Source organism: Bradyrhizobium sp., assembly GCF_050014615.1.
In the GTDB taxonomy this organism is placed as follows: Bacteria; Pseudomonadota; Alphaproteobacteria; order Rhizobiales; family Xanthobacteraceae; genus Bradyrhizobium.
Window position 1 is genome coordinate 1 of record NZ_JBEKCZ010000012.1, and the last position, 12,100, is coordinate 12,100.

Below are 12,100 nucleotides of genomic sequence, written 5' to 3' on the forward strand. Positions count from 1 at the left end.
TAGGCGACCGGTGTCGGCATCGGTGCTGCCGCATAGGCCGCCTGGGCCGGAGCGTAAGTACGCCGGGGGGGCGCGGCAAAACTGGCGCGAAGGGCGGCGATGGCGCCCCCGGAATTGGATGATGGCGCGACGGCGGCCGCGGGGGCTGGATAGGAAGCAGGCCCGCCATAAGCCATGGTATCGAGGTCGCTTTGCGGCTGCGCGGTTGCGACCGGAGAGGTCGTGTGCATGCAGCCCGACAGCGCGAGCGCGGCGAGCAGACAGGCTATTACGGCGCGCACGCCTCGCATCGGACAATCCACGGCCAATTGTTGATTCCGATTAAGGACTTTCATGGTTAACAAAGCATGACCGCAGTCGACTGAACCGGTTGCCGGCGCCAGCAAATCGGCTGAATTAACCCAGCGGCAACCTTAATGGAGTGTAATCGCCGGGATTAGATAGAGTCGTGGCGTCCGCGGGAGTGTGCGATGCGTTTAGCGTTCTGGCGAGCAGGCAGGTCGTTCATTGAGAGGGCCATCGCAAAGCCTGCACCCGCGGTTTATAAGCCGGCCGCGGCGTCCGAATCCGGCGATCTGGATTTGCGCGTTTTGGGCCAGGCGCTCGTGCGCAACAGACGCTGGATCATCATTCCGACGCTGCTTGCAGCGGTGCTCTCGATCGCCGCCGTCAATCTTGTTACCCCGCGCTACAAATCCGAAGCGCGCATTCTGGTCGACGGACGTGAAAACGTCTTCCTGCGGCCGAATGGCGAACGCAACGAGGAGCGTAACGCGCTCGATCCCGAGGCGGTGACCAGCCAGGTCCAGCTCTTGCTATCGCGCGATCTCGCCCGCGAAATCATCAAGAAGAACAAACTGGCGGAGCGGCCGGAATTCGATCCGGTGCTGCAGGGCTTTTCGCCGCTGAGATCGCTGCTGGCACTGTTCGGGATTGGCCGAGATCCGTTCTCGCTGACGCCGGAAGAGCGGGTGCTCGATGCGTATTACGACCGGTTCACGGCCTATGCGGTCGACAAATCGCGCGTCATCGTGATCGAATTCCAGTCGCGTGATCCCGAACTGGCGGCGCGTGTCGCTAATTCGATCGCCGAAGGCTATCTGGTGCTGCAGCAGGGCGCGCGGCAGGACCAGGCCAAATCCGCCGGCCAATGGTTGTCGGGCGAAATCGAAAATCTGCGCAAGAAGGTTGCGGACGCGGAATCCCGCGTCGAGGATTTTCGCTCGAAATCGAGCCTTTTCGTCGGCACCAACAATACCACGCTCTCCAACCAGCAGATGGGTGAGCTGAACACGCAATTGAACAACGCACGGGCGCTGAAGTCCGACGCCGAATCGAAAGCGCGGCTGATCCGCGAAATGCTTCAGAGCGGCAAACCGATCGAGGCGTCCGAGGTTCTCAATTCCGAATTGACCCGCCGGCTGTCCGAACAGCGGGTGACGCTGCGTGCGCAATTGGCCGAGCAGTCATCGACGCTGCTTGACGGTCATCCGCGCATCAAGGAGCTGAAGGCGCAGCTTGCCGATCTCGACCGGCAGCTGCGGGAGGAAGCGAGCAAGATCTCGCGTTCGCTGGACAATGATGCGCGCATCGCCGGTGGCAGGGTCGAGGGCCTGAGCGCAAGTCTTGAACAGCTGAAGAAGCAGGCGACCTCGACCAACGGTCAGGACGTCCAGCTTCGGGCGCTCGAGCGCGAAGCCAAGGCGCAGCGCGACCTCCTGGAATCCTATCTCGCGAAATATCGCGAGGCCAATACCCGCGAGAATATCGAGGCCGCGCCGGCGGATGGCCGGATCATCTCCCGTGCCAGCGTTTCCAACACGCCGGCCTATCCGAAGAAGCTGCCGATCGTGCTGATCGCGACGCTGGCGACCCTGATGCTCAGCGCCGGCGCCATCGTCACCGGCGAATTGTTGCGCATGACCGCGCCGCGCGCGGTGGCTGTGTTCGCGTCCTCGCCGGCAACGGCTCGCATGCCATTGCCCACGGCGAGTTTCAGCGCGGCTCGCCCGGACCTCGTGAGCGGGCTCACCGAAATCGAACGCCTCGCCGACGGTTTGCGCAGCGCCGGGGCGGCGGCGCGCAAGATCACCATCCTCGGTACCGCCTCGAGCGAAAGCATTACACTGACGGCGCTGACGATCGCGCGGCTGATCGCGCGCAGCGCAAAGGTCGTGGTGGTCGATTTGGCGGCGGCGTCGCCGACAATCCCGGCGGTATCGGCCGATCCGAAAGCGCCTGGGCTTGCGGAATTGATGCTGGGCGAAGCTTCCTTTTCGCAAATCATCACCAAGGACCGGCTGTCGCGGGTTCATCTTGTGAGCGCGGGGCGTCCGGGCTCGGACCGCGCGTTGCTACAATCGCCGCGGCTCACGCTGGCGATCGACGCGCTGCTGCGGGTCTATGACCATGTATTGCTGGATGCCGGCAGCGCCTCCGATCTGCCCGCCGAGCTATTGACGGCGCAGGCCCGTGCCGTGGTGGTGCCCGACCTATCGATGGCCGCCGATGCCCGTGCCCTGATGTGCGATCAGCTCAGGGCGGCAGGTTTCAGCGACGTCACGATGCTGAGCAAGCCATCCCTGTCGTCTGATGCCATCGATTATAATCCGCGGGTCGTCGCGGCCTGAACGCCGCAGCCCTTCACCCTCGGACCCGGTCCAGCGGCATACTTTGGACGACTTACTCCGGACGGCATGCGTGGCGGGATGAGCCTCAGCGCAGCGCGCTTCGCAGCTTTTGCGCCATATGAAACAGCGCCGGTGTGTGCTTCACCAGATATTTGGCGCGGTTGACGCCTGACATTGCCGCAGCCGCGACTGTGCCGCGCAGATTGAGCGGGATGAAGCTGTCGAAAATCGGTTCGTTGGCTTTGCAAAACAGTCTCTTGTAGCTGTCCGATCCGATTCCGAGGTCGAGCGCTCGATATCCGCGTTCGGCGTAATGGTCGACGATGTTGCGCACCAGGATCAGCCCGGGGCTGTAACGCGAATTCTCAGACATCGTGTAGGTATTGAACATCATCGAAAAGCGGTAACCGTCGGCGACGCCGGCAAAGATCGCGATGATCTCGTCGTCGCATTCAAGGGCATGAATATCGATGACGTGACCGCCGCCGGCCAGCGGCATCATGCAGACGCCGCGGATAAAGTCCTCGACGCCGGGGTCGGCGAATACGTTGGGCAGTTTTTGCTCGGCCATCCGCAGCGGCTTGATGCGGAAGAACGCATCGAGCAGCCGTCCGATCTCGGCGTCGGTGGCGGCGACGCGATAGCGATAGCCCGGCAGTGTCTTCAGCTTGCGTTCCTTGCCCTTGAGCCGGCGGCGAAACGAACTGCTGATCTGCGCCGTGGGCGGCGCATCCGGTGCAATCGTCATCAGCGGACAGTCGTTGGCTGAGGCTTGGTTTCGCAGCAGCGCCATCGGGTTTGGCAAATCCTGCCAGGACAGGGGTTGCTGGCTGAACGCCAGGACGTCGGCCTCGGACCGTGCGCGTATCGCCGAGATCAGCGCGTCGAGATCGGCGCGGGTCGCGTGCGCGGCAAAATCCCGGTCCCACAGCGCCATGTTGAAGGTGGCATGCTTGCCGCCCATGAAACAGGCGATGCGAACGCCGTGCTCTTGCCGGAGCGCGAGCGGAAGCAGCAGCAGCGGCCGACGTTCGATGTCATAGGCGATGACGATGAAAGGCCGAAGGTTCTCGCGCTCCCCCACCAGCCGTTGCCAGGGGCCGAGGAAATCGAACCGCTGATACGGCGTGGAGAAGTGCTGCTGATCTTCCAGGCGGCGCCAGATCGTCTCGGCCTGATTGAGATCGCCGAGAATATCGACGCTGGCGATGCGGCTTGCCTTCGACCACGCTGGCGCTTCCGCTGTCCGGCTCTCGATCGCGGCAGCCATGGTCATTGTGAAACCCGTCTACAAGGAAATATTTACATTTCTCAGCTTGGGCCGACCTTTGCAAAGAAATGTCAACAAAGAGTAATGACAATGCGGCCGTGGCGGGACGGAAATCCAGGGATTTGAGGGGCGGGACGTTGCCATCCGACAACAGATTTCTGACCAGCCTGAAGCTGGAACTCGCCTATTTCAGCGGCCTGCCGTTGCTCAGGGGACGACGAGCCGGCGGCGCCGGCGTGATCATGCGTTTTGAGCGGGTGCGCCCGCGCCGCGGCGTGCGCTTTCAGCCGCTCAAATCCCGGGAAATCACGCCCGGATTTCTCGATCGAGCGATCCGGGCGTTGAAGCGATGGAAGTACGATATCGTTTCAATGGACGAGGCTTGCCAGAGGTCGGTCAGGCTGGCCTCGCCAAGACGGTTTGCCTGTCTGACCTTCGATGGCGGCTACAAGGATCTGATGGAGGCGGCCTATCCGGTATTGTCGCAGCATGGCGTTCCCTTCACCGTTTACGTGCCGACCGCGTTCCCGGACGGGCTTGGCGAGGCCTGGTGGCTGGCGCTCGAGGCGGTGATTGCGCGCGAGATTCGTCTCAGCCTGGTGATGGATCGCAAGGAGCGGCACTTCAATATCGCAAGCACGTCCGAAAAATACCAGCTCTACGATTTTCTTTCGGGGTGGATGCGCACGCTGGCGCCGCCGGATCTTTCTTCCGCCATCAGGGATATCTGCACGCGATACTCGGTCGACCTCGCAGCAGTGTCGCGCGAGGCATCGCTGGACTGGAGCGATCTGGCAAAGCTTGCGGCCGATCCGCTGGTGACAATCGGAAGCACCACGGTGAACTATCCCGTGCTGTCGAACCTGAAGGACGCGGCAGCATTGCGCGAGATGACGATGGGGAGGGCGGTCGCGCACGCCGCGTTTCACCGCGACGTCAGGCATTTCGCCTATCCGTTCGGCGATCGCGCATCGTGGCGCCGGCAGCATGCTGCGATGGCGCAAGAGGCCGGATTCGCCAGCGCGGCGTCGGCGATACCAGGCGTCGTCGAGACCGAGGGGCGGACCAACCTGTACGCGCTTCCGCGTATCGCCTGGGACGGACGTCAGCGTTCGCTGCGCGCCATGCGCGTGATTCTTTCAGGCATCACATTCCCTTCGGCCAAACCCACGCGCAGTGCGGGATTCTAGCAGCTGCGGATTTCAGGCGTCAGGCCGCGCCATCCAGCTGATGATCGGCATCGCCGGCAGCACCCATCCGATCCCGGCCACGACATAGAAAATCGCCTGCAGCAGTCCCGAACTCGCCAGCCACGGCGTCTGCGCCACCGTCATTCCCATCAGCGACCAAACCACGACCAGTACCAGGAGGGCGATGGTTCCGAAGAATTTGCGGGTGCGTATGGTCATGACGGAAATGTGCGGCTCGCTGTCAGGGCGCGCCTTGCGCGCCGGAAGGGGCGGACTATAAGGTGCGCGCAAATTCATTCAAGCGCAGCGTCGATGGCCGGCTTTTCCGCATCTCAAGTTCCGCACGTCCGCACCATCCGCTGGTGGTTGATCTCGATCGCCGCGCTGATCGCGATCATGGTGCTGGTCGGCGGCGCCACGCGCCTGACCGAATCCGGGCTTTCGATCGTCGAATGGAAGCCGGTCACCGGCGCGCTGCCGCCACTCAATCAGGAACAATGGACGCAAGCCTTCGACGCCTACAAGACCATTCCGCAATATCGTGAACTCAATGCCGGCATGGATCTCGCCGAATTCAAGACGATCTTCTGGTGGGAATGGAGCCATCGGCTGCTTGGACGCGTGATCGGGGTGGCCTATCTGCTGCCGTTTCTCTGGTTCCTGTGGCGCGGGGCTCTGGGCGCCGATCTGAGGCGGCGGTTGTGGCTGATCTTCGGTCTCGGCGCGCTGCAGGGCGTGGTCGGCTGGTGGATGGTGGCGTCGGGGCTTTCGCAACGCGTCGAGGTCTCGCATTATCGCCTGGCCACGCATCTGGTGCTGGCACTGCTGATTTTCGCGGGCATTGTCTGGACGCTGCGCCGGCTGGTGGACCAGCCGTCATTAACTGGTTCGGCGGCCGTTCCAGCGCGGCTGAAAATCACCGGCGTGGCTCTGCTGGTGCTGACATTCGTGCAGCTTTATCTGGGCGCGCTGGTCGCGGGCCTGCGCGCGGGCAAGATCTACAACACCTGGCCGGATATCGACGGCGGATTGATCCCATCGGCGGCACGACTGTTCTTCGAGACGCCGTGGTGGCGCAATCTGTTCGACAACACCCTTACCGTTCAGTTCGAGCATCGCATGGTCGCCTATACGCTGTTGGTGCTGGCGGTCCTGCATGCTCTCGATGCGGTTCGCTCGCGCGCGGGCAAAGCGGCGATCAACGGCGCGGTGTGGCTGGCGGCGGCAGTGGCGCTGCAGGCGACGCTGGGAATTTTTACGCTGCTCAACCAGGTTCCGACGGCGCTCGGTTTGGCGCATCAGGCCGTTGCGATCGTGGTTCTGACGGCAGCGGTGATCCAGGCTGAACGGCTGGCTGCGCGGCAGCCGGAGCCGGCGTCGCAAAAGCTCGTGCTGCCGGTCACGCAGATCGGCTGAATTGAACTATTCTAATTTTCTTCGCAATTCAGGAAACGCCTTGTTTGCAGGGCTTTGTTTACGTCGCACGTCCGTTACCGGGGTTGTGCGTCGTGTCGTCGCTTTACATCAAGCGTTTGGGCGATAAAACGAGCCAAACACAGGTTCGCTCATGTCGTCTGCATTCATTCAGGCCGCCGTCATCCTGCTCCGCGAGGGGCTCGAAGCCATGCTGGTGATCGCCGCACTCGCCGGTTATCTGACCAAGGCGGGTGCCGGTCACCGCATCCAGGCGCTTTATGGCGGAGCGCTGGCCGCGGTCGGCGCCAGCATCATCGCGGCCTGGCTGTTTGCGGTGCTGAATTCGGGCGAGCATAGCGACGTTTTCGAAGGCATTATCATTCTCGTCGCGGCAAGCCTGATGCTTTATGTCAGCGGCTGGCTGATGGTGAAACAGGATCCGCGCGGCTGGCAGGACTATCTGGCGCAAAAGGCCAATAACGCGCTGGCGCAGGATACCGTCTGGGCGGTTGGCGCACTTGCCTTTCTCGCGGTGTTTCGCGAGGGCGCCGAAACCGTGCTGTTCATCAACGCGCTGGCCACAACCGAGGGCGGCTGGAGCGCCGGCCTGTTCGCAGGGCTCGGTGCCGCGAGCGTCGGTCTCGTGGTGCTGTTCTATTTCATCAACCTGATCGCGCAGAAGATCCCGTTGCGGCCGCTGTTCATCATCACCTCGGCATTTCTGTTTGCGATGGCGATCAAGTTTATCGGTGAGGCGGTGCAGGAATTCCAGGAACAGTCGATGCTGCCGTTCACCGAGGTGAAAGGCGCGGCATGGCTCGACGTCATCGGATTGAATCCGACGGTGGAGGCCTTGTCGGCGCAGTTGCTCGTGATCGTGTTTGCGCTTGCGACCTATTCGGTGGTCCAGCGCAATGCCCGGCTGGCGCGCGAGGAAAAGGCCGCGATGCCCACGGCGAAGCCGTAAGCCGCCAAGGTCTGATTCAACAAAGTTGAATCAGACCTTGGCTTCTCCTTTATTTGAGCATGATCTCTTCGGAAAATTGGTTCCCACTTTTCCGAATCATGCTCTAGCAATAGCCGTAAACGCCGCAGGCGTAGGGCAGCCGGTCCCGGTAGTCGACATAGGGACCGCCGTAATAGGGACCCTGATAATCATAGGAATGGGTCGATCCGTAATAGCCCGGCAGTGTCGCCTTGCCTTGCAAGAACGGTGTGCGGACCAAAGGCGGAATGGTCGGGAGCGCCGGCGTAAACAGCACGTCGGGGTCGCGTTGGGCCTGAGGCGGAGCGCCATAGGAAGGCCCCGTTCTCGAGTGCCGTGGGGGCATGTCGGCGCCCAATGCCACGCCGGCCATCGCCATCGTCAACAGTAATAGCGTCATGCCGCGCAGCATCGCAGGTTCCCGGGTTTCGCCGGGCAGCATATCTGATTCTGGAGCCGGACCGGTTCTGATCGAATCAGATCCACCAGCCACCGGGTCGGCGCAATGCGCCGCCCGGTGACAGGCTCCGGCACGTGAAGCAGTATGCCGGAGCGCTGGAGCTCAAACCGCGAAGTCGCGGCGTACTGGATACTCGCATTTGCGGGGTTGACGGCCTGCCCTGGGGCGATGCCTTGCGCGCCGGTTACGCGCTCAGCGCCTGCTCCAGATCCGCAATCAGGTCCTCCTTGTCTTCGATGCCGATCGACAGCCGCACCACGTCCGGGGCGGCTCCCGACTTGATCTTCGCGGCGTCGTCGAGCTGGCTGTGGGTGGTCGATGCCGGGTGGATCACCAGCGAGCGGGTGTCTCCGACGTTGGCGAGATGCGAGAACAGCTTCAGGTTCGACACCAGGCTGACGCCGGCCTCGTAGCCGCCCTTGAGGCTGAAGGTGAACACCGCGCCGGCGCCCTTCGGGGCATATTTGCGCGCGAGGTTGTTGTATTTGTCGCCCAACAGTCCGGCGTAATTGACCGAGGCGACCGCCGGATGCGCCGACAGCCATTCCGCAATCGCCTTGGCGTTCTCGCAATGCTTTTGCATGCGCAGCGGCAGCGTCTCGATGCCCGTGAGAATGAGAAACGCGTTGAACGGCGAGATCGCGGGACCGAGGTCACGCAGGCCAAGCACGCGGCAGGCGATTGCAAAGGCGAAGTTGCCGAAGGTCTCCTGAATCTTGATGCCGTGATATTCGGGCCGCGGCTCGCTCAGCATCGGATATTTGTTGTCCTTCGACCAGTCGAAGGTGCCGGCATCGACGATGATGCCGCCGAGCGAATTGCCGTGACCGCCCAGAAACTTCGTCAGCGAATGCACGACAATATCGGCGCCGTGGTCGATCGGGCGGATCAGATAGGGCGTCGCCAGCGTGTTGTCGACGATCAGGGGAACGCCGGCCTTGCGGGCGACGGCCGCGATCGCCTCGATGTCGGTAACGCTGCCGCCGGGGTTGGCGATCGATTCGATGAAGATCGCCTTGGTGTGCGGCGTGACCGCGCGCTCGAAGCTGGCGATGTCATCGGGGTCGGCCCACACCACGTTCCAGCCGAAACTCTTGAAGGCGTGGGTGAACTGATTGATCGAGCCACCATAGAGCTTGCGCGCCGCGATGAATTCGTCACCGGGCTTGAGCAGCATCTGAAACACCACGACCTGCGCGGCGTGACCCGACGCCGTTGCCAGCGCGGCGGTGCCGCCCTCGAGTGCCGCGACACGTTCTTCCAGCACCGCCTGCGTCGGGTTCCCGATCCGGGTGTAGATGTTTCCGAACGCCTGCAGCCCAAACAGCGATGCCGCATGGTCGGCGTCATTGAATACAAATGACGTGGTTTGATAGATCGGCGTCGCGCGCGCGCCGGTGGTGGGATCGGGTTGCGCGCCGGCATGCACCGCGAGGGTTGAAAATCCCGGAAGGCGATCGGTCATTGTTGGCGCTCCTTGTGCTGTGAAATCTGATGGCCGCGGCGTTCGCCGTCAAGCCGGCATGATACTTCATGGGTTGTTCGCAATAGTCGTGCTTTGTCGTGGCGCGCTTGTGAAACAATCGTTTCGCATTTGCGTCACGAAGGGTCGTTCTTGTTTTTCGCGGCGCGGTCGGACGCGGCGGTTTCGCCGCCGCCGACGCTCATGCGGTTCAGGGAAAGCCGCATGCCCTGGGTCGGCATCGGCGCGCGCTTCGAACTCAGCGTCCGCGAATTGACACCCATCCACGAGATTTCCGAGGACAGCCGGCCATATTCGATTTTCGGGCAGCGGTTCATGACGACCTTGATGCCGGCGGCTTCGGCCTTTGCGGCCGCGGCATCGTCGCGCGCACCAAGCTGCATCCAGATCACTTTCGGCAGCGGCGTCATTTGCAGCGCTTCATCGACCACCGGCATGATGTGGCTCGAATTCCGGAAGATGTCGATCATATCGACGGGACGGCCGATCTCGCGCAGCGAAGCGACAAAGGGCTTATCGAGCAGGCTTTTGCCGACATGGCCGGGATTGACCGGGATCATGTCGTAGCCGCGCTGCGCCAGATATTTGAAGGCGAAGTAACTCGGCCGCACATTGACCGGCGACGCCCCGACCATCGCGATGGATTTCACGCCGTTGAGAATCGATCGGATGTAACTGTCGTCGTAGGCGTCATGGTTCATTGCGAATTTACTTGTCCTGCCATTTCGGCTCGCGTTTCTCGATGAAGGCGCCGATGCCTTCCTCGGCGTCGCGGGCCATCATGTTTTCGGCCATCACCTCTGCCGCATAGCGATAGGCGTCCGCAAGGCTCATTTCGGCCTGGCGGTAGAATGCGGCCTTGCCGAGCTTGATGGTGTAGGCGGATTTGAGCGCGACCTTTTGCGCCAGCGCGATGGCGGCATTCCGCTCGGTGCCGGCGGCGACGACGCGATTGACGAGGCCGATATCCCGCGCCGTCGTAGCCCGGACCGGTTCGCCGGTGAGCAGCATTTCCATCGCCTGCTTGCGCGGAACGTTGCGCGACAGCGCCACCATCGGCGTCGAACAGAACAGCCCAATGTCGACGCCGGGCGTGGCGAAGGTTGCGGCCTCCGATGCGACGGCAAGATCGCAGCTTGCCACCAGCTGGCAACCGGCCGCGGTGGCGATGCCCTGGACGGCCGCAACCACCGGCTTCGGCAATTGCACGATGGCCTGCATCATCGCGCTGCAGGCCGTCATGATGTGGGCGAAATAAGCGCGCCCGCGATCGGGGTCGGCGCGGCGGGCGGTCAGTTCTTTCATGTCGTGGCCGGCGGAGAAGGCCGGGCCGTTGGCGGCGATCACCACCGCGCGGACCTTGGCATCATCGTGAATATCCCTCAGCGCCGCGTGCAGTTCGGCGATCATGGCTTCCGACAGGCTGTTGCGGGCTTCGGGGCGATTGAGCGTGAGCACCACGATGGAGCCGACGGTCTCGCGCAGGAGAACCGGGGTGTGTGGCGCGGCGGCGCGGGCGGTCTGGCTCGTCATCGAAATATCCACGAAATATCCGCTTGGGCAGATATGACAGCTTAATGTAACAAGCGGGGCGAGGCGAGGGCGGGCGAAGCGACATGGCAATGGCGAAAATGAGCGTGGCTGAGCTGGAGAGGTTTCTCCAGCTCGAGTTCCCCCAGGCCTTCAGCGGCGGCGATATATCGATCGAAAGCGCTGACGGTGCTTCCTGCCTGCTGCGTCAGCGCTACGGCGATCAGATGCTGCGTCCGGGCGGCACGGTGTCGGGACCGACGCTGATGGCGCTGGCGGATTTCGCCATGTATGTGGTGCTGCTGTCGGCGATCGGCCCGATTGGTCTTGCGGTCACGACCAATCTCAACATCAATTTCCTGCGCAAGGGCCAGCCCGGGCAGGATATCCTGGCGGCAGCGAAGCTTTTGAAGTTGGGCAAGCGGCTCGCGGTCGGCGAGGTCAATCTGCTGTCGGGTACGGCGCCCGATCCGATCGCCCATGTGACGGCGACCTATTCCATTCCAAATGCTTAGTGTTTTTTACGGTATTATCGCACCATATTTATAAGTATTTGTTTTTACTAAGATATTTATCTTGATTGGGCATTGACGCGAACGCCGGACCTATCTAGAAAGCGCGGCAGTTCGGCGCTGATGCGTCCGATATCCCCCTTTCACGGATTTCCTCACATGAAAACGTTTTCGGCAAAGCCAGCCGAGGTGACGAAGAAGTGGGTGCTGATCGACGCCAAAGGCTTGGTGGTCGGCCGGCTCGCCTCTTTGGTCGCGATGCGCCTTCGCGGCAAACACCTCCCGACCTACACGCCCCATGTCGATTGCGGCGACCATGTCATCATCATCAACGCGGCCCATATCGTGCTCACGGGGCGCAAGCGTGACAACAAGGTCTATTACAACCACACCGGTTTCATCGGCGGCATCAAGGAACGTACGGCCAAGTCGATCCTCGAGGGTCGGTTTCCCGAGCGCGTGGTCGAGAAGGCCATCGAGCGCATGATCCCGCGCGGGCCGCTGGGCCGTGTGCAACTCGGTAATTTACGCGTTTACCCCGGGCCGGAGCATCCGCATGAAGCCCAGCAACCCGAAACGGTGGACGTTGCTTCGATGAATCGCAAGAACATGAGGGCCGCATAA

General features: G+C 62.3%; 12 protein-coding genes and 1 pseudogene. 6 read left to right on the forward strand and 7 right to left on the reverse strand.

Annotated features, from left to right (window positions below):
• Window positions 1-290, reverse strand: a pseudogene (locus tag ABR948_RS03470) (polysaccharide biosynthesis/export family protein); the annotation flags it as partial.
• Between the two features lie 180 nt (window positions 291-470).
• On the opposite strand from ABR948_RS03470, the gene ABR948_RS03475 reads away from it, so the two are divergent.
• Window positions 471-2,630 (forward strand): GumC family protein, encoded by a 2,160-nt coding sequence (locus tag ABR948_RS03475; protein ID WP_428114045.1) that lies wholly within the window; start codon window positions 471-473, stop codon window positions 2,628-2,630.
• 85 nt (window positions 2,631-2,715) lie between these two features.
• Here the strand turns inward: ABR948_RS03475 and ABR948_RS03480 are convergent, their stop codons facing one another.
• Window positions 2,716-3,906 (reverse strand): GNAT family N-acetyltransferase, encoded by a 1,191-nt coding sequence (locus ABR948_RS03480; RefSeq protein WP_428114046.1) that lies wholly within the window; start codon window positions 3,904-3,906, stop codon window positions 2,716-2,718.
• A gap of 131 nt (window positions 3,907-4,037) precedes the next feature.
• Here ABR948_RS03480 and ABR948_RS03485 point away from each other — a divergent pair, with 131 nt between their 5' ends.
• Window positions 4,038-5,090, forward strand: a complete 1,053-nt coding sequence (locus ABR948_RS03485; protein WP_428114047.1) for a polysaccharide deacetylase family protein — start codon at window positions 4,038-4,040, stop codon at window positions 5,088-5,090.
• Between the two features lie 12 nt (window positions 5,091-5,102).
• On the opposite strand, the gene ABR948_RS03490 is transcribed toward ABR948_RS03485, so the two are convergent.
• Window positions 5,103-5,309 (reverse strand): DUF2842 domain-containing protein, encoded by a 207-nt coding sequence (locus tag ABR948_RS03490; protein WP_428114048.1) that lies wholly within the window; start codon window positions 5,307-5,309, stop codon window positions 5,103-5,105.
• Window positions 5,310-5,402: 93 nt separating this feature from the next.
• On the opposite strand from ABR948_RS03490, the gene ABR948_RS03495 reads away from it, so the two are divergent.
• Together ABR948_RS03495 and ABR948_RS03500 are read left to right on the forward strand one after the other, a co-directional pair.
• Window positions 5,403-6,506 carry a COX15/CtaA family protein gene (locus tag ABR948_RS03495; RefSeq protein ID WP_428114049.1) on the forward strand — a complete coding sequence of 368 codons (1,104 nt, stop codon included), beginning with the start codon at window positions 5,403-5,405 and terminating at the stop codon, window positions 6,504-6,506.
• Between the two features lie 151 nt (window positions 6,507-6,657).
• Window positions 6,658-7,473 carry an FTR1 family iron permease gene (locus tag ABR948_RS03500; protein ID WP_428114050.1) on the forward strand — a complete coding sequence of 272 codons (816 nt, stop codon included), beginning with the start codon at window positions 6,658-6,660 and terminating at the stop codon, window positions 7,471-7,473.
• Between the two features lie 103 nt (window positions 7,474-7,576).
• Here the strand turns inward: ABR948_RS03500 and ABR948_RS03505 are convergent, their stop codons facing one another.
• The 4 genes from ABR948_RS03505 to ABR948_RS03520 form a co-directional block, all read right to left on the reverse strand.
• Entirely contained in the window at window positions 7,577-7,933 is a 357-nt protein-coding gene (locus ABR948_RS03505) for a hypothetical protein (RefSeq protein WP_428114051.1), read from the reverse strand.
• A gap of 202 nt (window positions 7,934-8,135) precedes the next feature.
• Window positions 8,136-9,416: an O-acetylhomoserine aminocarboxypropyltransferase gene (locus ABR948_RS03510; protein WP_428114052.1), complete on the reverse strand. Its 1,281-nt coding sequence runs from the start codon at window positions 9,414-9,416 to the stop codon at window positions 8,136-8,138.
• Window positions 9,417-9,550: 134 nt separating this feature from the next.
• On the reverse strand, window positions 9,551-10,135 hold the full coding sequence (locus ABR948_RS03515) for a CoA-binding protein (RefSeq protein ID WP_428114053.1): 585 nt from the start codon (window positions 10,133-10,135) through the stop codon (window positions 9,551-9,553).
• A 7-nt stretch (window positions 10,136-10,142) separates the two neighbouring features.
• Window positions 10,143-10,967: an enoyl-CoA hydratase gene (locus tag ABR948_RS03520; protein ID WP_428114054.1), complete on the reverse strand. Its 825-nt coding sequence runs from the start codon at window positions 10,965-10,967 to the stop codon at window positions 10,143-10,145.
• Between the two features lie 83 nt (window positions 10,968-11,050).
• On the opposite strand from ABR948_RS03520, the gene ABR948_RS03525 reads away from it, so the two are divergent.
• Both ABR948_RS03525 and rplM read left to right on the forward strand, forming a co-directional pair.
• Window positions 11,051-11,479, forward strand: a complete 429-nt coding sequence (locus ABR948_RS03525) for a PaaI family thioesterase (protein WP_428114055.1) — start codon at window positions 11,051-11,053, stop codon at window positions 11,477-11,479.
• Between the two features lie 156 nt (window positions 11,480-11,635).
• On the forward strand, window positions 11,636-12,100 hold the full coding sequence (gene rplM / locus ABR948_RS03530) for a 50S ribosomal protein L13 (protein ID WP_428114056.1): 465 nt from the start codon (window positions 11,636-11,638) through the stop codon (window positions 12,098-12,100).